This window comes from Streptomyces roseoverticillatus (assembly GCF_000719265.1).
GTDB lineage: Bacteria > Actinomycetota > Actinomycetes > Streptomycetales > Streptomycetaceae > Streptomyces > Streptomyces roseoverticillatus.
In genome coordinates this window covers 117,153-137,898 of sequence record NZ_JOFL01000011.1, presented here as the reverse complement: position 1 = coordinate 137,898, position 20,746 = coordinate 117,153, and the positions used below count along the sequence as shown (strand labels likewise).

The following is a 20,746-nucleotide window of genomic DNA, read 5'->3' as shown; positions in this document are numbered from 1 at the left end:
CATCCACAGGAGAACGGGCCTCGCTGGTTCACAACCCCGAAAGCATGGCAGGCTCTGTCCATTGCGAGCCTGATGTCGAGGAGAGTGAATCCTTGCGGTCCGACGCTAATATCGCGGGGCCGATGGCCGACCCGGTCCCCGGTCCCCGCCCCGCCGACTCCGAACCGTCGGCTGATCCCGGGGTGCTGCCCGTGAATGAGCTCGTCGGCTCGGTTTCACGTGAAACACCGCGGCCGATGCCCCGGCCGGAGCAGACCCGGGTCATGGTGGTCGCCAACCAGAAGGGCGGCGTGGGCAAGACCACCACGACCGTGAACCTGGCGGCTTCCCTGGCCCTGCACGGCAACCGTGTCCTGGTCATCGACCTCGACCCCCAGGGCAATGCCTCCACGGCACTGGGCATCGACCACCACGCCGATGTCCCGTCGATCTACGACGTCCTCGTGGACAGCAAGAAGCTCGCCGACGTGGTGCAGCCGGTCGTCGACGTGGAGGGCCTCTTCTGTGCGCCCGCCACGATCGACCTGGCGGGTGCCGAGATCGAGCTGGTCTCCCTCGTCGCCCGTGAGAGCCGGCTCGACCGCGCGATCAAGGCCTATGAGCAGCCGCTGGACTACATCCTCATCGACTGCCCGCCCTCGCTCGGCCTGCTGACGGTCAACGCCCTGGTCGCGGGCGCCGAGGTGCTGATCCCCATCCAGTGCGAGTACTACGCCCTGGAGGGCCTCGGCCAGCTGCTGCGCAATGTCGAGCTGGTGCGAGGGCACCTCAACCCCAAGCTCCACGTCTCGACGATCCTCCTGACGATGTACGACGGGCGGACCCGGCTGGCCTCCCAGGTGGCCGATGAGGTGCGCACCCACTTCGGCCATGAGGTGCTGCGGACCAGCATTCCCCGGTCCGTCCGCATCTCCGAGGCGCCCAGCTACGGGCAGACGGTGCTGACGTACGACCCGGGTTCCAGTGGAGCGCTCTCCTATCTGGAGGCAGCCCGGGAGATCGCGCTGCGGGGGGTCGGCGTACGTTACGACGGCAGTAGGGCTCACCTGGTGGGCCGTCAACAACAGCAAGACCAGCACAGCATGTCGGAGGGGCTGCAGTGAGCGATCGACGTAGAGGACTGGGCCGTGGGCTCGGTGCCCTGATTCCAGCGGCGCCGAAGGCATCGGAGAGCGCCGGTGCGGCCGTGGGGCCGGGCGCGACGTCCCCCGCCGCGGTGCCGGTTCTCGCGCCGGAGCGAGGAGTGGCGGCGGCCAAGGTGACCCCGCTGCCGGTGAAGGACGTCGCCGTTTCACGTGAAACGGAGGCGGAGGGGATCCGGGGAGCCGGGGCGTACTTCGCTGAGCTGCCGCTGGATGCGATCACACCGAATCCGCGGCAGCCGCGGGTGGACTTCGGCCTGGATGCTCACGATGAGCTGGTCCACTCCATCCGTGAGGTGGGGCTGCTGCAGCCGGTGGTCGTCCGGCGGGTGGGTCCTGAGCGCTATGAGCTCATCATGGGTGAGCGTCGCTGGCGGGCCTGCCGGGAAGTCGGCATGGAGAGCATCCCGGCCATCATTCGCGCGACCGAGGACGACAAGCTTCTCCTGGACGCACTCCTGGAGAACCTGCACAGGGCACAGCTGAACCCCCTTGAAGAGGCCGCTGCGTACGACCAGCTGCTCAAGGACTTCAACTGCACCCATGAGGAGCTGGCGGACCGCATCGGACGGTCGCGTTCTCTGGTGTCCAACACGCTGCGGCTGCTCAAGCTCTCTCCCGAGGTGCAGAAGAAGGTTGCGGCCGGCGTGCTGATGGCCGGACATGCTCGGGCCCTGATTTCGGTCGAGGACCCTGAAGAGCAGATCCGGCTCGCCGGGCGCATTGTGGCCGAGGGGCTCTCGGTGCGTTCCGTGGAAGAGATCGTGACCCTGCTGAAGCGGGAGACGAAGGGCTCGGCCAAGCCCAAGGGGCCCCGCGCGGGCGCCCGGGTCTCCCCGGCGCTCACCGACCTGGCCACCCGGCTGTCGGACCGCTTCGAGACCCGGGTGAAGGTGGACCTGGGTCAGAAGAAGGGCAAGATCGTCGTCGAGTTCGCCTCGATGGAGGACCTGGAGCGCATCCTGGGCACGCTCGCCCCGGGCGAGGGCCGGGTCATGGAGCAGAAGCTCTCCGCCGACGACGAGGACTGACGAACGACGGAGGACTGAGTCCGAAGGCAAAGGGCGGGTGGTGTTTCACGTGAAACACCACCCGCCCTTTGCCTTGTCGCGCTGTTCGCTCAACCCCTGCCCGGATACGATGCGTTGGGGTATGGCGCAACCACGTTGACACAGTTCGCGGAGGGGCGGGGCCATGCGATGGGTGGGCCGGACCGGACTGGTGGCAACAGGCTTCGGCCTGGGAGCAGTCGGCGGATTCGTCGGCAGCCTCCTACGGGAGCGGAGCGCGCTGAGCGCCGCCCGGGGTATGGCACGCGACGGAAGTGAGGAATTGGCTCCATGGGGCGTCGGCTCGTACCGCTCACGCTGGACAATCTCCCGGACCTCCCCCAGCGCTGTCGCTCCTGCGTCTTCTGGGAACTCGACCCTGTAAGCGGTGAGGCCGCGCTGAAGGCGGGCCGGCCCGAGCTGGAGAAGGAGGCCTGGATCTCCGGCGTCCTCCTGGAATGGGGATCGTGCGGTCGCGTGGTGTACGTCGACGAGGTCCCGGTGGGCTTTGTGCTCTACGCACCGCCCGCCTATGTCCCCCGTTCGGCTGCCTTCTCCACCAGCCCGGTCGCCGCGGACGCGGTCCAGCTGATGACGGCATGGCTGACCCCCGGCTTCCAGGGGCAGGGCCTCGGCCGGGTCATGGTGCAGACCGTCGCCAAGGACGTCCTGCGGCGGGGGTTCAAGGCCATCGAGGCCTTCGCCGACGCGCGCTGGAAGGAGCCGGCCTGTGTGCTGCCGGCCGACCACCTGCTGGCCGTCGGCTTCAAGACCGTGCGGCCGCACCCTCGCTATCCGCGGCTGCGGCTGGAGCTCAGGACGGCGCTCTCCTGGAAGGAAGACGTCGAGCTGGCGCTGGACCGGCTGCTGGGCGCGGTGCAGAAGGAGCCGGCGCTGCGGCCGCTGTGAGTGGGCTGCTGCGAACGCGAACGGGTCCGTCCCTTCAAGGGACGGACCCGTTTCACGTGAAACCGAGCAGTGCGCTCGGTTGCCTCACTTCGCGCTGAGGAAGCTGTCGAGCTCGCGCTCCAGGGCCGCCTTCGGCTTGGCGCCGACGATCGTCTGGACGACCTCGCCGCCCTGGTAGACGTTGAGGGTCGGGATCGACATCACGCCGTACTTCGCGGCGGTGGCGGGGTTCTGGTCGATGTTGAGCTTGACGATCTCGATCTTGTCGCCGTGCTCGGCCGCGATGGCCTCCAGGGAGGGGGCGATCTGACGGCACGGGCCGCACCAGTCGGCCCAGAAGTCCACCAGAACGGGCTTGTCGCTCTTGAGGACGTCCTCGTCGAAGGTCTTGTCGGTCACAGCCTTGAGAGCCACGGAGGTCTCCTTCAATTCTTACGTGGGGAGGGTTGGGGGGTGGGGCAGGTCAGGCGGTCTTCTCGGGCTCGCGGACGTGCTCGCTGTCCGAGAGGGAGGCGAGGAAGCGCTCGGCGTCCAGCGCCGCGGAGCAGCCCGTACCGGCGGCGGTGATCGCCTGGCGGTAGGTGTGGTCCACGACGTCGCCGGCGGCGAACACACCGGTCAGGTTGGTGCGGGTCGAGGGGGCCTCCACCTTGAGGTAGCCCTCGTCGTCCAGTTCCAGCTGGCCCTTGAAGAGCTCGGTGCGCGGGTCGTGGCCGATCGCGATGAACAGACCGGTCACCGGCAGCTCGGAGGTCTCGCCGGTCTTGAGGTTGCGCAGGGTCAGGCCCGAGAGCTTGTTCTCGCCGTGGATCTCGGCGACCTCGCTGTCCCACACGAAGGAGATCTTCGGGTCGGCGAAGGCGCGCTCCTGCATGGCCTTGCTGGCGCGCAGGGTGTCACGGCGGTGGACGACGGTGACGGACTTGGCGAAGCGCGAGAGGAAGGTGGCCTCCTCCATCGCGGTGTCGCCGCCGCCGATGACGGCGATGTCCTGGTCCTTGAAGAAGAAGCCGTCGCAGGTGGCGCACCAGGAGACGCCCCGGCCCGACAGCTCGTCCTCACGGGGCAGACCGAGCTTGCGGTGCTGCGAGCCGGTCGTGACGATCACGGCCTTGGCGCGGTGGACGGTGCCGGCGGAGTCCGTGACGGTCTTGATCTCCTCGCTCAGGTCGACCGCGACGATGTCGTCCGGGATCAGCTCGGCGCCGAAGCGCTCGGCCTGCGCCCGCATGTTGTCCATCAGGTCCGGGCCCATGATCCCGTCACGGAAGCCGGGGAAGTTCTCGACATCGGTGGTGTTCATCAGGGCACCACCGGCGGTCACGGCGCCCTCGAAGACCAGCGGCTTCAGCGAGGCGCGGGCGGTGTAGAGCGCGGCCGTGTAGCCCGCGGGCCCGGAGCCGATGATGATCACGTTGCGGACGTCGCTCACGGGAGTCTTCCTTGTCTGCCGACTGCTGTCTCGGGTCCTTGAGGGGTTTCACCCCACCCAACGGATCCTACGGGGCAGGCATTCCCATGGGCGCCTGCTGCGGCCGGTAGGACTCAGGCGCGTGGCAGCGTCTCGTTCAGCAGTACCTTGCCCGGCGTGGTGCCTCCGGCGTCGACGCAGGTGGCGGAGACCACATAGGCGTCGACGAGCGTGCTGTCTCCGGAGTGCGGCAGCACGACGAGATAGGCGTCCTCATCCTGATAGGTCTCCGGTTCGGAGACCAGGGCCGGCTCCGAGCGTCCGATGCCCTGCCGCACACAGAGCGGGGCAGTGCCGTTCGGAGCGCTGAGCGTCGTACCGGGCGGGGTCTCCGGGCTCTCGGCCGTCTTCCCCCGGGACTCGTTGGCGCTGAAGGGCGACGGCTTCAGAAGCTCCTGCACTCGTGCCGTGAGATCGCCGGAGGCGAGGGCGGGCGCTGTCGCATGGCTCTCGCGGCTCTTGGCGGGCGTCTGTGTGGGGCTGTCCGTGCCGCCGGACTGCAGGAAGATCCCGCCCACGCCGATCGCGGCGGCGACGCAGGCGCTTCCGAGCAGCACCGCGGGCCAGCGCCGCCGGGCGCGCTTGTTTCCGGGTGCGTGGGGCGCCGGCGTCTGCCGGCCGGGGCCGGTGGCGGGGCGAGGCCGACCGGTTTCGCGTGCTGCGGTCTTCCGGGGGGCGGTCCCTGTCTCACGTGAAACGGCGTCGTGCGTTTCACGTGAAACGGCGTTGCGAGCCGGGGGCTCGGTTTCACGCGCCTCGGTTTCACGTGAAACCGAGACAGGCACACGGACACCCGATGGCGGCGTGGTCGAGTCCAGGAGTGCCTCTGCGGCGAGAGCGGCGTCAATTCGGCCGGCGATGTCCGCCGGCATCCGCGGCGGACCGGGGAGCGTGCCGAGCGCGCCGCGGATCTCGTCCAGAGAGCTGCGGACGTCCTCGCAGAGCTCGCAGACCGCCAGGTGCTCCCGGACATCCGCGGTACGCGCCGGCGAGAGCACGCCCTCGGTGAGCGCGGAGATCTCCGCGACCTCCGGGTGCCCATCCGTGCCGGTCATCGAAGTCACGCTCGCCCACCTCCACCCTTCACTGGATCTGCGTCGCTCTGTCCTGCCGGTGGTGGGACGGACGCCCCTTGCGTCCGGTTCCTTCCCCCGTCGGGCGGTGGGCTACCCCCGCCACCGGGACGCAGATGGGTGAGGATCGGCAGCAGTCGGGCCCTTCCCCGTGCGCAACGGCTCTTCACCGTGCCCACGGGAACGTCGAGCACCTCTGCCGCCTCGGCCACGGGATACCCCTGCATGTCGACCAGAACGAGGGCCGCACGCTGATCGGGAGGCAGGGTGGACAGCGCCTGCAGCAGTTCCCGGTGCAGGTCCCCGCGCTCCGCCGGTGCGGCAGCCGACTCGTGGGGCTCGACGAGCTGCTCGAGCCGTTCGGTCTCGGCGAGGGGCGCCGTACGCCGTGAGGCGGCCTTGCGGGCGCGGTCCAGGCAGGCGTTGACGGTGATGCGGTGCAGCCAGGTGGTGACGGCGGACTGCCCGCGGAAGGTGTGGGCGGCGCGGTAGGCGGAGACGAGCGCGTCCTGCACGGCGTCCGCGGCCTCTTCCCGGTCGCCGAGGGTGCGCAGGGCGACGGCCCAGAGGCGGTCACGGTGCCGGCGCACGATCTCGCCGAAGGCGTCGGGGTCACCGGCGACGTGCCGGGCGAGGAGATCGGCGTCGCTCAGGCCGTCACGCATGACGTCGTCCACCGTCGAGCCCTCCCCCTGAGGTCCGTCCTGCGCGTCAGCCGGTGAACTTCACGTTGGTGATGCCCTGCTTGTAGCCGGCGCCGGCGTAGGTGTCACTGTCAGCGCCAGAGTAAGGCGCCGCGGTGATCCACAGGAGGACGTAACGGGTCTCGGGCAGCTTCTCCAGCGAGAGGTTTACCGAATCGGTCGACGTCTGCTTGGTCTTGAGCTTCTTCATCGACTTCAGCGACTCGGAGCCGGAAAGGGACTTCGCCGCGTAGAGCGTGACCTCGGTGTGGTCGCCGCCGTAGAGCAGCTTGATGTCCGCGGCGCTGATCTGCTGCTTGGTGCCGAGGTCGTAGATGATGCCGACGCCGCCCTTGTAGCTCTTCAGGGAGGGGCCTTCGTTGTAGGTGCGCGAGCGCCAGACTTCCTTGGGGCTGCCGTTCTGCGTGTAGGTGTTCTTCACCCGGTCCGCGCCCTGCGGAGCTCCGTCCGGGGCGTACTCCTGAGCGTCGACGATCTTCACCGGGTCGCCGGTCGGCTTCCGGTCGTCGTTGCTCGTCGAGTCGGAGATCTGCGGGCGGTCCTCCTGCCCGTCCTTGAGGAGGGTGTCCGCGAGCTGCCAGCTGGCCAGGCCCAGGGCGGCGATCAGCAAGGCGGCGACGCTCCACTTGAGCGCCCGGCCCGTGCGGCCCTGCAGCGGAGGCGGCGGGGGCACCGGCATGGGGCCCGTGGCGCCGCCACCGTGCGGCGACTGCTGACCGTAGGCGTGCGGGCGCGGGTAGCCCCCCGGCGGCGGGGTGAAGGACGGCTCCGGGGGCCGGATGCGCGGCATGGCTGCGACGGCCTTGGACAGCTCCTCCGGCGTCGTGCACGGCTTCTCCTGCCGTGACGCGGTGGAGCCGTCGTTGACGAGCGCGCGCATGGCGAGCTCGGACAGGCCGCGGTGGACGCCGGCGCGGACCTGGTCGGGGGCGATCAGGCCGACCCCCTTGGGCAGGCCGGGCAGGCCGTGGGCGCTGTCCTCGTACGGCCAGCGCTGGGTGAGCGCGGCGTAGAGGAGCGCGCCGATGGCCTCGGTGTCGGTCTGCTGGGGGCGGTCGGACGTGATGCCCCGGAGGGCGGCCATGACGGCGAGGCCGCGGATGCGGTACTGCCCGGTGCCCGTGCGCAGCACGGAGCCGGGGTGGAGGCGCAGGTGCGCGAGGCCCTCGCGGTGGGCGGCCGCCATGGCCTGGGACACCTGGTTCACGAGCTGGTAGGCGTCGTGCGGCTCCATGGGGCCGGAGGCGAAGACGTTGGTGAGCTCGGTGGCGTCGGGAAGCCACTCGTGGACGACGTAGACCAGGTCGTTCTCCTCGACGGCGTCGAGGACCTGGACGAAGCGCGGGTCGCCGAGGAGGGCGGCGGAGCGGGCGGCGGCGAGGACGGGGCGGGCGCGGGGGTGGTCGGCGGGCAGCAGGTGGACGCCCACGGCGCGGCGGAGCTTCTCGTCCACGGCACGCCAGCTGCTGAATCCCTCCAGACGGGTGACGCACTCCTCCAGGCGGTACCTTCTGGCGAGCTTGTGGCCGCTGTGCAGCTCCGGGGTCCGGTCCTCGCGCGCGGGCTTCTCGGCGTCCTTCTTCTTGCCGTCCGCGCGCCCGGTGTCCTTCTGGGTGCCGGCCTTGATCGCGGCCTCCGCCCCGTCGGCCGTGGCCTTGCCCGCCTTGGCGGTCAGCGGCTCACCGCCGCTGTTGCCTGCCACGTCGACGGCAGCTGTGCTCCGTTCTGCCACCGTCGTTCCTGCCTCCCCATCCGTTGCACGCTGTCCACGGCCAAGACAATTGTGCCCACAGTCCGGCGCTATGCACGACACACGGCGGCGGGCGAAGGTTGTGCTCCCGTCAGCGTCCGAGACGCCCGCGGACCATACCGACCATGGCCGTCAGCTCCTCGATCCGCATCCGCTTCGCGGCGACGTAGAAGACGGCGATCAGGATGAGACCACCACCGATCAGAGAGGCGAGCGAACCGAGCACGCCCCTGCCGAGAACCTCGCCGATCCCGTAAGCCACGGCCCCGCCGATGAGCGCTGCGGGCACGCACGCGCCGGCCAGGCGGGCGTACGTCCGGATGACGCGCGAGCCGTCCAGGTCGCCGCCGAGCCGGGTACGCAGCCTGCGCCATGCCACACCGACGCCGACGGCGTAGCCGAGGCCGTAGGAGAAGGCCATGCCGGCTACGGCCCAGCGGGCGGGGAGGATGAGGTAGCTGGCGAAGGAGGCGGCGGCGTTGACGGCCGCGACGATCACCGTGTTGTAGAAGGGGGTGCGCGTGTCCTCGTAGGCGTAGAAGCCGCGAAGGATCACGTACTGCGCGGAGTACGGGATCAGACCGAGGGCGAAGGCCATCAGGATGAAGCCGATGTTGGTGGCGGCGGAGGTTCCGGAGCCGCTGCCGAACATCAGGGTCGACATGGGGACGCCCAGGGCCAGGAAGGCGAAGGCGCACGGCACGATGGCGACGGCCGAGGTGCGCAGACCGTGGGAGAGGTCGTCGCGGACGGCGGAGGCGTCGCCGTCGTGGGCGGCGCGGGAGATCCGGGGGAGCACCGCGGTCATCACCGAGACCGTGATGATGGCCTGCGGCATCTGCCAGAGCTGCAGGGCGAAGTTGTAGGCGGTGATACCGGTGCCGTCGTGACCCGCCTTCGCCGCCAGCCCGCCCGCCTTGGTGGCGAGCTGGGTGACGACGACCAGGCCGACCTGGTTAGCGAGGACGAAGAAGAACGTCCACTTCGCCAGGCCCGCGGCCTTGCCGAGGCCCTGCCCCCGCCAGTCGAAGCGCGGCCTGATGCGGAAACCGGCATCGCGCAGGTAGGGAAGCATCGCCAGGGACTGGACGACGAGGCCGAGCAGTGTGCCGATGCCGAGCAGGCGGACGCCCTCGGGCGTGATCGTGGCCGCGGTGATGTGGGTGCCGGAGGCGGGGCCGAAGGCCCAGATGAAGGAGCCGAAGGTGGCGATGATGATGATGTTGTTGAGGACCGGGGTCCACATCATCGCGCCGAACTTCCCGCGGGCGTTGAGGATCTGTCCCATGACGACGTGCACGCCCATGAAGAACATGGTCGGCACGCAGTAACGGGCGAAGGCGACCGCCACGTCCATCTGGGTGGGGTCGTCGGCGATGGTCGGCGACATCATCTGGATGAAGAGCGGGGCCCCCAGCACACAGACGGTGGTGACCCCCGCCAGCAGCACGACGACGAGGGTGAGCAGCCGGTTGGCGTACGCCTCTCCGCCGTCCTCGTCGTTCTTCATCGCGCGGACCAGCTGCGGGATGAAGACGGCGTTGAGCGCGCCACCGGCGACGAGGATGTAGATCATCGTCGGCAGGGTGTTCGCGACCTGGTAGCCGTCGTTGAGCGTGCTGACGCCGATCGCCGCCGCCATCACGAGGTTGCGGCCGAAGCCCAGGATGCGGGAGACCATCGTGCCCGCGGCCATCACCGCGCTCGACTTCAGCAGGCTCGCGGCCTTGCCGCCCTTGGCCTGCGGGGCCGGCGTGGGCTCCGGCTCCGCGGCGGGCTCGGCGGCCGGCACCTTCGGCGGCGGCACGGGGGAGCCGTACTGCCCGGGCGCCGGGATCTGCTGCCCCGGCGGCCGCGGCGGCTCGTAGGGCTGCTGCTGGTCGCGGTAGAGGTGGGCGAACGCGTCCCGCTGGGGACCGCCCTCCCCCGGCCGGTCGGCGAAGCCGTCCACGGCCGCGAACGGCTGCGTGGCGTCGGCGTCACCGGAGGCCGGGAAGCCGTTCGCGCCCTCGGGCCGCCCGGTGGCCGGCGGCCACGGGTGGGAGCCGGTGCCGGGGCCCTGCTGCGGCTGGTAGGTGTTGCGGTACGTGCCGGGCGGCGCCGGGGGCGCGGCCTGGTCGTACAGCGCGTCGCTCACCGGGTCCTGGGCGGCCGGGTCGTGGCCGGGGTAGGGCTCGGAGGCGTAGGCGTCCCGCAGGTAGGGGTCCCGGGCGTACGGGCCCTGGCGGGGCGTGCCGGGGGCGGGCGGGGGCGGCGGGTACTGGCCCCGCTGCTCACCACCCGCGCCCTGCCCGCGGTCACCGTCGTACGGCGCGTTCATCGCTAACCCCACCTCATCGTCCGCGGCCGGCCGGCCCCACTACGCGTCAACGTTCCACTTTCTCACCCGAGCCGGACGGCTCCGTGTCATGCGATCCGGTGTCCGGGGCCGGGTCACCCGGCTGCTGCCCCGGCCGGTCGTCGTCCGGGCCACCGTTGCCCGGCCCGTCGCCGTCCGTGCCACCGTCGGTCGTACGGGCGGCGGACCGCTTCCGCTTGATGTAGATGCGCAGCCCCGCGAGGACCAGCAGGAGTACCCCTCCGGCGATGACGAGGAGAACCATAGGGGTGATGGACGTGACATGCACAGTAAAGACGACCGGGTCGCCGTAGGGCTGGCCCTCGTCTGTGTACAGCCGGGCCGTCACCCGCACCGGGCCGTTGGCATTGGCCCGCGTCTCGAACTTCACCGACTGGTTCTGGCCGCCGTTGATCTTGACCGGCTGGGACCGGTCGATCTGCAGGCGGTTCGTCTGGCTGGACTCCAGCACCAGGTGGAGCCCCTCGATCCCCTGCAGCAGGCCGTTGTGGACCGTCATCGGGATCGTCGCGCTGCGCCCGGACAGGGTCACGTCGGACTTCTTGATCAGCTCCACCCGGCGGGTGAGCCCGTACAGATAGGACTGCACGGATTCCCGGAACTCGGCGGCCCCCTTGGGGTCGCCGCGCCAGGAGGTCGACATTTCCCGCATGATCGCGCTGCCGAAGGGGGTCACCACGCGGTCCTGCGAGGTCAGGATGACCTTGAAGCCGTCCAGGGTCGCCTGGGTCTTCTGGATCTCCTGGAAGGCCTTGGTCGTCAGCTCCTGCTCGCGCAGCCGGTCGGGGTACGAGCCGGAGCCGGGCACCTGCTGGTTCGCGTCCGGGTCCGGCTTGGCCGCGGCCGCGTCGCCCAGGTTGAGCGGCTGCGTCCAGCGGCCGTCCGAGAGGCCGGCGACCGCCGCGGCCATCGCCTGGGCCTGGCTCGCGGTCGGCATGCGCTGCGGCGCCACGACGATGCTGCGCTCGTTGTCCGGCGCCTGCCGGTTCACCAGGAGGCTCTGGGCGGCGAACCGCTGCACGGCGAGCGAGTACTCACCGGCGCGGACGAGGTCGCCCTGGAAGCCGGTGGACATCCGGGCGTCCGCCACGACGGCCGTGTTGCCGCTGCCGATCTGGCGGGCCGCGGTGGGCGTGTACGACGTGTGGTCGCGGAAGCTGTCGCTGCGGGCGATGACGTTGTGGGAGCCGGCCGAGGTGGCGACGTCGATGACCGACGAGTCGACGGCGCCGTCGACGGGCCACGCGAAGTCCGTGCGCGGCTTCACGCCGAGGATTGTGTCCACGGTCGTCGAGGCGAGCTCCGTGGCCGACTGCAGGTGGCTCAGGGAGCCCGAGACGTCCTTGCCGTGGTGGGCCAGCGACGCGAGGTCCGGGTCGCCGAAGGGCAGGGCCACCACCTGGTCGCCGGCGACGGCGGTCTGCAGCTGGCTGAGCCACTGCTTGGCGACCGCCTGGCCCCGGCCCGGGGTGTTCTTCCCGTCCGGCCCGCCCACCCGGTACGCCTTGGTCATGGCCTCGACCGTGGCCAGCAGGTCCGGGTCGATCACCCAGGTGATGTGCAGGCCCTTGCCCAGGGCCACCAGCTGCTGCAGCCGCCCGCCCGGCGCCAGCTCCGCGGCCAGGTCGTCATTGGGGAAGATCGGCGTCTGCTGCTGGTCGGACTCGGTACGGGCCGTCAGGTGGGTCGCGGAGATCAGCGGCCACAGGAAGGTGAGCTGCGTCTTCTTGCCCTCGATCCCGGAGGGCTGCCAGGGGAGCAGGGTCCGGCCGATGCCCAGCACCCGCTCGGACCCCTGGTCCGCGGTGTGCCCGGACAAGGAGACGCCCAGCTGGTAGACCCCGTCCTTACTCAGGTCCAGGTCCTTCGCCGGCAGCGAGATGCTGAACTCGCGGCCGGCCCCCGGGGGGAGCCGGTCGATCTTCTGGGTGTGATTGCCGATCTCGGAGCCGTCGCTGCCGGGCGAGAAGGCGGCGCGGCTGCCGATCTCGTCGGCGTCGACCCGGCTGTTGAGCTGGCCGCCCACCCGTAGGCCGACGTGCGCGTCGGAGACGGTCGAACCGCCGTTGTTGGTGACGGTGCCCGAGACGGTGAGCGTGTCGTCCTGTTTCGGCGCGACGGGGGTCAGTGTGTTGATGGAGACGTCGACCTGGCGGGAACCGGCGGACTCGGCGCGGGCCGGCTGCGCGGCAGGCAGCTGCACCAGCCCGACCAGGAGCGCCGCACTTGTCAGCACCGTCGTGAGGAGCCGGGACCACCGGCAGGCAGAAGCGGAGGGGGTCTCCTGGGTCTCTGCCGCCTCGGCCACGCGCTCGCCCGTCCCTCGTCGTCGTCAGTGGTCGTCGGTTGTGCGTCCACGAATGGTAACGAGGCCCGCTGTGACGAAGTGCCGTGGACCGCTCCACAAGATCGCGCAGTCGGCCCGATGTCCCGGCTGCGCCCGCTTTGTGTGGCCTGCGCCATGCGTCCGTAACCGGGAGGCCCCGGGGCGCGCAGCCACGTACCCTCTTCTGTTGTGCCGAATGCCAACAATGACAGCCTGACCCAGTCGTCGACCAACGAGCTCAGCCATGTGCAGCGCCGTGCCGTGAGCGAGCTCCTGAGGGTCTCCCCCGTGGCCGACGATCTTGCTCGCCGATTCCAGGAAGCCGGGTTCACGCTTGCCCTGGTCGGCGGATCCGTACGGGACGCGCTGCTCGGCCGGCTGGGCAACGACCTGGACTTTACGACGGACGCCCGTCCGGAGGAGGTCCTGAAGATCGTCCGGCCCTGGGCGGACGCCGTCTGGGAGGTCGGCATCGCCTTCGGCACCGTGGGCTGCCGCAAAGCGGACTTCGACATCGAGGTCACGACATATCGCTCGGAGGCCTACGACCGGACCTCCCGCAAGCCGGAGGTCTCCTACGGCGACTCCATCGAGGAAGACCTCGTCCGCCGCGACTTCACGGTGAACGCCATGGCCGTCGCGCTGCCGGAGAAGGAGTTCATCGACCCGCACAACGGCCTGGAGGACCTCGCCGCGCGCATCCTGCGCACCCCCGGCACCCCGGAGGAGTCCTTCTCCGACGACCCGCTGCGCATGATGCGGGCCGCCCGCTTCGCCGCACAGCTCGACTTCGAGGTCGCGCCCGAGGTCGTCACCGCGATGACGGAGATGTCCGGCCGGCTGGAGATCGTCTCCGCCGAGCGGATCCGGGACGAGCTCAACAAGCTGATCCTCTCCGACCACCCGCGCAAGGGCCTGAGGCTGCTCGTCGACACCGGGCTCGCCGCCCTGGTCCTGCCCGAGCTGCCCGCCCTGCGCCTGGAGCGCGACGAGCACCACCGGCACAAGGACGTCTACGAGCACACGCTCACCGTCCTGGAGCAGGCCATCGCCCTGGAGGCCCCGCGCGACCAGCCCGGCGGCGGCCCCGACCTGGTGCTGCGCCTCGCGGCCCTGCTGCACGACATCGGCAAGCCGCGGACGCGCCGCTTCGAGAAGGACGGCCGGGTCTCCTTCCACCACCACGAGGTGGTGGGCGCCAAGATGACCAAGGCCCGCATGACCAAGCTCAAGTACTCCAACGAGCTGGTGAAGGACGTCACCAAGCTGGTGGAGCTGCACCTGCGCTTCCACGGCTACGGCACCGGTGAGTGGACCGACTCTGCCGTGCGCCGGTACGTGCGGGACGCGGGGCCCATGCTGGAGCGGCTCCACAAGCTGACCCGCTCCGACTGCACGACGCGCAACAAGCGCAAGGCCAATGCGCTCTCGCGGGCGTACGACGGCCTGGAGGAGCGCATCGCCCGCCTGCAGGAGCAGGAGGAGCTGGAGGCGATCCGGCCGGATCTGGACGGCAACCAGATCATGGAGATCCTGGGCGTGGGCCCCGGCCCGCAGGTCGGCAAGGCGTACAAGCACATGCTGGAGATGCGGCTGGAGCACGGCCCGATGTCCCACGACGAGGCCGTCGCCGCACTCAAGGAGTGGTGGGCGGCCCAGGGCTGACCCTGCCCGTATCCCGGCGGTGTCCTCGTTGTTTCACGTGAAACAACGAGGACACCGCTGTTTCACGTGGAACAGCGCTTATGCGGGCTCACGTCGCCGGAAGCCCGTCAGGGCAACGGCGACCACCGCATAGAGCACGGCGACGGCGGACACCAGCAGGCCCGAGCGGCCGTCGGGCGGCAGCATCAGGGCCGCCACGCCGGCCGCTCCCACGAAGGCGACGTTGAAGAGGACGTCGTAGAGGGAGAAGATCCGGCCCCGGAAGTCGTCGTCCACCGCCGCCTGGACGATCGTGTCCGTGGCGATCTTCGCGCCCTGGGTGACGACGCCGAGGACGAAGGCGGCGATCAGCATGGGCACGCGCTCGAAGGGCAGGCCGAGCGCGGGTTCCAGCACCGCCGCGGCGGACGCGCAGGCGATCATCCAGCCGAGGCGGCCCAGCCGGGACACCGCCCAGGGGGTGATGAGGGCCGCCACGAAGAATCCCGCTCCCGAGACCGCGACGGCGAGCCCCAGCAGGGCCAGGCCCGCGGACTCGGTGCCGGCCCACGCGTAGCGGCAGAGCATCAGCACGGTGACGGTCAGGGCGCCGTAGCAGAAGCGCATCACCGCCATGGCGCCGAGCGCGTAGGCGGCCGTGCGGCGCTCAGCGAGGTGGCGCAGGCCCGCGACCAGGCCGCGCGCGGTGCCGGTCAGGGCCTCGCCCAGCCGGCGGGCGACCGGTGTGTCCGGGCCGAGCAGATCGACGGGCATCAGCAGCGAGGACATGGCGGCGCACAGGTAGAGGCTCGCGCCGAGCAGCACGACCAGGGCATCGGCCCCCGTGCCCCCGGGGGCGGTCAGGCGCACGGCGAAGGCGAGCCCGCCGCCCGCGGTGGCCGCCAGCGTCCCGGCGGTGGGGGAGAGCGCGTTGGCCATGACCAGCCGCTCGCGCGAGTCGACCACGCGCGGCAGGGAGGCGGAGAGCCCGGCGAGCACGAAGCGGTTGACCGCGGTGACCGACAGGGCGGAGACGTAGAACAGCCAGTCGGGGACGCGCGTGACGATGAGCACGGCGGTGACGGTGGCGAGGGCCGTACGCAGCAGGTTGCCGTGGAGCAGGACCTGCCGGCGGCGCCGGCGGTCCAGGAGCACTCCTGCGAAGGGGCCCAGCAGGGAGTACGGCAGGAGGAGCACGGCCATGGCCGAGGCGATCGCCGTCGGGGACGCCTGCTTCTCCGGGGAGAAGACCACGTAGGTGGCGAGCGCGACCTGGTAGACCCCGTCGGCCGCCTGGGAGAGGAGCCGGACAGCCAGCAGACGGCGGAAATCGCGAAGGCGGAGCAGGACGCGAAGATCACGCACAACGGGCATGGTCACAGCCTCACACAACGCGCAGGTCCCCGGGCGGACAACCCGGGGACCTGCGCGAGGAGAGGGAACGGAAGGAGCGGAACGCTTAGCGCTCGACCTCGCCCTTGATGAACTTCTCGACGTTCTCGCGGGCCTCGTCGTCGAAGTACTGCACCGGCGGCGACTTCATGAAGTACGAGGAGGCGGAGAGGATCGGGCCGCCGATGCCGCGGTCCTTGGCGATCTTCGCGGCGCGGACGGCGTCGATGATGACACCGGCGGAGTTCGGGGAGTCCCAGACCTCGAGCTTGTACTCCAGGTTCAGCGGGACGTCGCCGAACGCGCGGCCCTCGAGGCGCACGTAGGCCCACTTGCGGTCGTCCAGCCAGGCCACGTAGTCGGACGGGCCGATGTGGACGTTCTTCTCGCCCAGGTCGCGGTCGGGGATCTGGGAGGTGACGGCCTGCGTCTTGGAGATCTTCTTCGACTCCAGGCGGTCGCGCTCCAGCATGTTCTTGAAGTCCATGTTGCCGCCGACGTTCAGCTGCATCGTGCGGTCCAGGATGACGCCCCGGTCCTCGAACAGCTTGGCCATCACGCGGTGCGTGATGGTGGCGCCGACCTGCGACTTGATGTCGTCACCGACGATCGGCACACCGGCCTCGGTGAACTTGTCCGCCCACTCCTTGGTGCCGGCGATGAAGACCGGGAGGGCGTTGACGAACGCGACCTTGGCGTCGATGGCGCACTGCGCGTAGAACTTCGCGGCGTCCTCGGAGCCCACGGGGAGGTAGCACACCAGGACGTCGACCTGCTTGTCCTTGAGGACCCGGACGACGTCGACGGGAGCCTCGGCGGACTCCTCGATGGTCTGGCGGTAGTACAGGCCCAGGCCGTCGAGGGTGTGACCGCGCTGGACGGTGACGCCGGACGCGGGCACGTCGCAGATCTTGATGGTGTTGTTCTCGCTGGCGCCGATGGCGTCCGCGAGGTCGAGGCCGACCTTCTTCGCGTCGACGTCGAAGGCGGCGACGAACTCGACGTCACTCACGTGGTAGTCGCCGAACTGCACGTGCATCAGACCCGGCACGCGGCCGTTCGGGTCGGCATCCTTGTAGTACTCGACGCCCTGCACCAGCGAGGCGGCGCAGTTGCCCACGCCGACGATGGCTACGCGAACCGAACCCATTCCGGTTGCTCCCTGTTAGTACTCGACGAAGCCCTGCGGAGTGCAGGGCTCACTGGTCCGGACCGGTGCGCTTGTCACGCCCGGCCCGCTCGCTCTCGATCAGCTCGTTCAGCCAGCGGACCTCGCGCTCCACGGATTCCATGCCGTGCCGCTGAAGCTCGAGGGTGTAGTCGTCCAGCCGCTCCCGGGTGCGGGCCAGGGAGGCGCGCATCTTCTCCAGGCGCTCCTCCAGACGGCTGCGGCGGCCTTCCAGCACGCGCATCCGTACATCCCGCGAGGTCTGCCCGAAGAACGCGAAGCGGGCGGCGAAGTGCTCGTCCTCCCACGTATCGGGACCCGTGTGGGCGAGGAGCTCCTCGAAGTGCTCCTTGCCCTCTGCCGTCAGGCGGTAGACGATCTTCGCTCGTCGTCCGGCCAGGGACGCCGCACGAGCGTCCTCCGGAGCGCTCCCGGGCTCCTCGACCAGCCAGCCGTTCGCCACGAGGGCCTTCAGGCAGGGGTAGAGGGTGCCGTAGCTGAACGCACGGAACACCCCGAGCGAGGTGTTCAAGCGTTTCCGCAGCTCGTAGCCGTGCATCGGGGACTCGCGGAGCAGGCCGAGGACGGCGAACTCGAGGATGCCGGAGCGTCTGCTCATGTTTCGCCTCCTTGTCGCACACAGCCTAGTCCTTGTGATCCCTAGTCCCTTTTTGGTCCCTTTTGCCGACGGCGAGCCGACCTTTATACCGAGCTGATGTATCGACTCGATACATCCAGACGATAGAACGCCCCCTTCCATGCGACAAGAGGGGGCACGGTGAACGAGGTCACATCACCGATTCGTGGGACACAACCTGCCTGAATTGGAGTGAACATCCGGAGTCGACGCGTTTTGGCCGTGCGTAGTCTGTGCGCCATGCAGACCAGCGGGAACCGAGTGACGACGACAGGCGTCCTCGTCCCGTATGCAATGCGCCCGGTTGCCTCAGGCAGCCGTCCGGCGCATCGGGGGGAACGCAAGCCACCTGCCGCTTCCAGGCGATAGTGCCTGCCCGAGGAGTAGTCGTTCGATGAGCGAGCACCGCCGCAAGCCGCCGCAGCCTCAGGGCGGCGGACGAGCCGCGGCCAGGCGCGCGGCACAGCAGCCGGGACCCGGCCGCCGTACCGCGCCAACCAGCAGTTCCACCGCGGAGTCCGGCCGCGGTGAGTCCGACCAGCACGGCAACCGGTCCGGGGCACGCCGTGCGAGCCAGCGCGGCCCGGCGGCCGGCGGCCGCAGACGCGGCGCCGATCCGGGCGCGGGCGGCCGCGGCCGCCCGGGGAAGAAGCGCTTCATCGACTATCCGCGGGCGGGGAAACAGGGCTTCAAGCGCTGGCTTCCCTCCTGGCGGCTCGTCCTGGGTGCAGCCTTCACCTTCATCGTGCTGATCCTGGGCACCGTCGGCATCGCCCTGGCCGTGGTGCAGGTGCCGTCCGCGCAGAAGACCGCCCAGGTGCAGAAGAACGTCTACTACTGGTCCGACGGCAAGCAGATGGTGGTAGCGGGCGGCGGTGCGCTCAACCGCCAGATCGTGCCGATCTCCAAGATCCCCCTGTCGATGCAGCGGGCCGTGATCTCGGCCGAGAACGCCAGCTTCTACAAGGACTGGGGCGTCGACCCCATGGGCATCCTGCGCGCCGTCGTCAAGATGGCGCAGGGCGGCGAGACCCAGAGCGGTTCGACCATCACGCAGCAGTTCGTGAAGAACACCTACCTGAGCCAGGAACAGACGCTCAAGCGCAAGGCCACCGAGCTGCTGATCTCCATAAAGGTGGGTGCCACCAAGGACAAGGACGACATCCTCGCCGGCTACCTCAACACCGCCTACTACGGGCGGGGGGCCTACGGGATCCAGGCCGCGGCACGGGCCTACTACGACAAGGACGCCAAGGACCTCACGCCGAGCGAGGGCGCCTTCCTCGCCGCCACGCTCAACGGTCCCAACCTCTACGACCCGTACGGCGGCCAGGGTCCGGCGGCGACCGCGGAGAAGAACACCAAGCGCGCCACCGACCGCTGGAAGTGGACCCTGGACCGCGAGGTCGAGACGGGCAACCTGGAGGAGGCCGAGCACGACAAGTGGGTCGCCAAGGGCTTCCCCACCCCCCAGAAGCCCAAGCCCGCGACGAACCGCGCCGGCCAGATCGGCTACCTCACCGACCTCGCCGACAACTACGTGGTCGCCCACTCCGGCATCAGCAAGACCCAGCTGGACCGCGGCGGCTACCAGATCTACACGACCTTCGACCGGCAGAAGGTCGAGAACCTCTCCAAGGCGGTCGAGGAGGTCCGCAAGGCGAACATCAAGCCGGACGTGCGCGAGCGCGACAAGTTCGTGCAGTTCGGCGGGGCGTCGGTCGACCCCAAGACCGGAAAGATCGTCGCCATCTACGGCGGCGAGAACGCCCTGGAGCACTACACCAACAACGCCGACTACACCGGTGTGCAGGTGGGCTCGACGTTCAAGCCCTTCGTCCTCGCGGCGGCCATGACGCACGGCAAGCGCAATCCGGCCCTCGGCGAGACGCAGAGCGACAGCCAGCGCACGCTGGTCTCCCCCGAGAGCGTCTACAACGGCAACAACAAGGTGACGCTCCGGAAGTACAACGGCCAGGTCTGGCACGACAACGACGGCAGCGAGTGGCACCAGAAGAACGACGGTGAAGAGGACAAGGGCCCCGTCACCCTGCGCACCGCCATGCAGTTCTCGGTGAACACCCCCTTCATCCAGCTGGGCATGGACGTCGGTACGGACCTGGTCAAGGAGGCCGCCCTGCGGGCCGGTCTGGACAAGGACCAGCTCGCCGCCGCCACGCCCACCTTCTCGCTCGGCACATCGGCGCCCAGCGCGATCCGGCTGGCGGGCGCGTACGCCACCTTCGCCGCCAGCGGCAAGCAGATCGATCCGTACTCCGTCGAGAAGGTGGAGCAGGACGGCAAGCCCGTCTTCACGCACGAGCTGAAGTCCGACACAGCCTTCTCGCCGAACGTGGCGAACAACGTCACCGACGTGCTCAAGACGGTCGTCGAGGAGGGCACGGGCACGTCCGCGAAGCTGGCGGGCGGCCGCCCGGCCGCGGGCAAGACCGGTACGACGGACGAGAACCGCTCCGCCTGGTTCGCCGGTTACACCCCGCAGCTGTCCACGGCGATCGGCATGTACCGGGTCGACCCCAACGCCAAGAAGCAGGAGTTCCTCTCCATGCGCGGCGTGGGCGGCAAGGAGAGCATCCACGGTGCGTCGTTCCCGGCGGAGATCTGGGCCGACTACATGAACGCGGCGCTCAAGGGCCAGCCGATCGAGCAGTTCGAGCCGGCGCAGCCGCTCGGCGAGAAGATCTACGGTGACGGGGCCAGCCCCTCCCCCAGCGCCGTGCCCTCCGCGCCCCCGGCGCCGCCGTCCGCCGCCCCGTCCGGCACCCCGTCGAAGTCCGCCTCGCCGAGCCCGTCGCCGAGCCGCTCGTGCTCGATCTTCGACTTCAAGTGCAAGCACGGCGGCGGCAGCAGTGGCAGCGGCGGTCCCGGGGGCGGCCCCGGCGGCGGTCCGGGCGGCGATCCCGGCACCTCGCCGTCGCCCGAACCCAGCCGGCGCCCCGGCGGCGGTGGTGGTCTCTTCGGAGGCATGAACGGCTGACCAGCGCCGATCTGCCCGGGCCTGACCGTTCCGGCAACTGATTCGAGGGCCGTCCCGCGTTCGCGCGAGACGGCCCTCGACGTTATCCACAGGCTCCGGCGGCCCACGGGCTCGTACGGCAGGA

At 70.0% G+C, this 20,746-nt stretch carries 15 protein-coding genes; 5 read left to right on the top strand and 10 right to left on the bottom strand.

The window, feature by feature from the left end; genetic code table 11:
- Positions 1–44: 44 nt before the first annotated feature.
- The 3 genes from IF61_RS0114780 (at position 45) to IF61_RS0114770 (ending at position 3,100) form a co-directional block, all read left to right on the top strand.
- Positions 45–1,103 (top strand): ParA family protein, encoded by a 1,059-nt coding sequence (locus IF61_RS0114780; protein ID WP_078660215.1) that lies wholly within the window; start codon positions 45–47, stop codon positions 1,101–1,103.
- Entirely contained in the window at positions 1,100–2,173 is a 1,074-nt protein-coding gene (locus tag IF61_RS0114775; protein ID WP_078660214.1) for a ParB/RepB/Spo0J family partition protein, read from the top strand. The genes IF61_RS0114780 and IF61_RS0114775 overlap by 4 nt, the downstream gene beginning before the upstream one ends.
- Before the next feature lie 309 nt (positions 2,174–2,482).
- A complete protein-coding gene (locus IF61_RS0114770; RefSeq protein WP_030366837.1) occupies positions 2,483–3,100 on the top strand; it encodes a GNAT family N-acetyltransferase in 618 nt (205 codons plus the stop codon).
- Positions 3,101–3,184: 84 nt separating this feature from the next.
- On the opposite strand, the gene trxA is transcribed toward IF61_RS0114770, so the two are convergent.
- The 7 genes from trxA to IF61_RS0114735 form a co-directional block, all read right to left on the bottom strand.
- Positions 3,185–3,514, bottom strand: coding sequence for a thioredoxin (trxA, locus tag IF61_RS0114765; protein ID WP_030366836.1), 330 nt, complete (start codon positions 3,512–3,514; stop codon positions 3,185–3,187).
- Between the two features lie 49 nt (positions 3,515–3,563).
- Positions 3,564–4,532, bottom strand: coding sequence for a thioredoxin-disulfide reductase (trxB, locus tag IF61_RS0114760; RefSeq protein ID WP_030366835.1), 969 nt, complete (start codon positions 4,530–4,532; stop codon positions 3,564–3,566).
- Between the two features lie 113 nt (positions 4,533–4,645).
- Positions 4,646–5,626 carry an anti-sigma factor gene (locus IF61_RS0114755; protein WP_342667999.1) on the bottom strand — a complete coding sequence of 327 codons (981 nt, stop codon included), beginning with the start codon at positions 5,624–5,626 and terminating at the stop codon, positions 4,646–4,648.
- Positions 5,627–5,631: 5 nt separating this feature from the next.
- Positions 5,632–6,309, bottom strand: a complete 678-nt coding sequence (sigM, locus tag IF61_RS0114750; RefSeq protein WP_030366833.1) for an RNA polymerase sigma factor SigM — start codon at positions 6,307–6,309, stop codon at positions 5,632–5,634.
- A gap of 46 nt (positions 6,310–6,355) precedes the next feature.
- A complete protein-coding gene (locus IF61_RS0114745; protein WP_030366832.1) occupies positions 6,356–8,080 on the bottom strand; it encodes a protein kinase family protein in 1,725 nt (574 codons plus the stop codon).
- A gap of 109 nt (positions 8,081–8,189) precedes the next feature.
- Positions 8,190–10,418, bottom strand: a complete 2,229-nt coding sequence (murJ, locus tag IF61_RS0114740) for a murein biosynthesis integral membrane protein MurJ (protein ID WP_030366831.1) — start codon at positions 10,416–10,418, stop codon at positions 8,190–8,192.
- Positions 10,419–10,464: 46 nt separating this feature from the next.
- Positions 10,465–12,765 (bottom strand): DUF6049 family protein, encoded by a 2,301-nt coding sequence (locus IF61_RS0114735; protein ID WP_211264884.1) that lies wholly within the window; start codon positions 12,763–12,765, stop codon positions 10,465–10,467.
- A gap of 207 nt (positions 12,766–12,972) precedes the next feature.
- Here IF61_RS0114735 and IF61_RS0114730 point away from each other — a divergent pair, with 207 nt between their 5' ends.
- Positions 12,973–14,448 carry a CCA tRNA nucleotidyltransferase gene (locus IF61_RS0114730; RefSeq protein ID WP_030366829.1) on the top strand — a complete coding sequence of 492 codons (1,476 nt, stop codon included), beginning with the start codon at positions 12,973–12,975 and terminating at the stop codon, positions 14,446–14,448.
- A gap of 78 nt (positions 14,449–14,526) precedes the next feature.
- Here IF61_RS0114730 and IF61_RS0114725 read toward each other — a convergent pair whose 3' ends face one another.
- The 3 genes from IF61_RS0114725 to IF61_RS0114715 form a co-directional block, all read right to left on the bottom strand.
- A complete protein-coding gene (locus IF61_RS0114725) occupies positions 14,527–15,801 on the bottom strand; it encodes an MFS transporter (RefSeq protein ID WP_030366828.1) in 1,275 nt (424 codons plus the stop codon).
- Positions 15,802–15,886: 85 nt separating this feature from the next.
- Complete coding sequence (locus IF61_RS0114720) at positions 15,887–16,969, bottom strand: inositol-3-phosphate synthase (protein ID WP_030366827.1); 1,083 nt, start codon at positions 16,967–16,969, stop codon at positions 15,887–15,889.
- Positions 16,970–17,018: 49 nt separating this feature from the next.
- Positions 17,019–17,606, bottom strand: a complete 588-nt coding sequence (locus IF61_RS0114715; protein ID WP_030366826.1) for a PadR family transcriptional regulator — start codon at positions 17,604–17,606, stop codon at positions 17,019–17,021.
- A gap of 412 nt (positions 17,607–18,018) precedes the next feature.
- Between IF61_RS0114715 and IF61_RS0114710 the strand changes: the two genes are divergently transcribed.
- On the top strand, positions 18,019–20,622 hold the full coding sequence (locus IF61_RS0114710) for a transglycosylase domain-containing protein (RefSeq protein WP_030366825.1): 2,604 nt from the start codon (positions 18,019–18,021) through the stop codon (positions 20,620–20,622).
- Positions 20,623–20,746 lie beyond the last annotated feature (124 nt).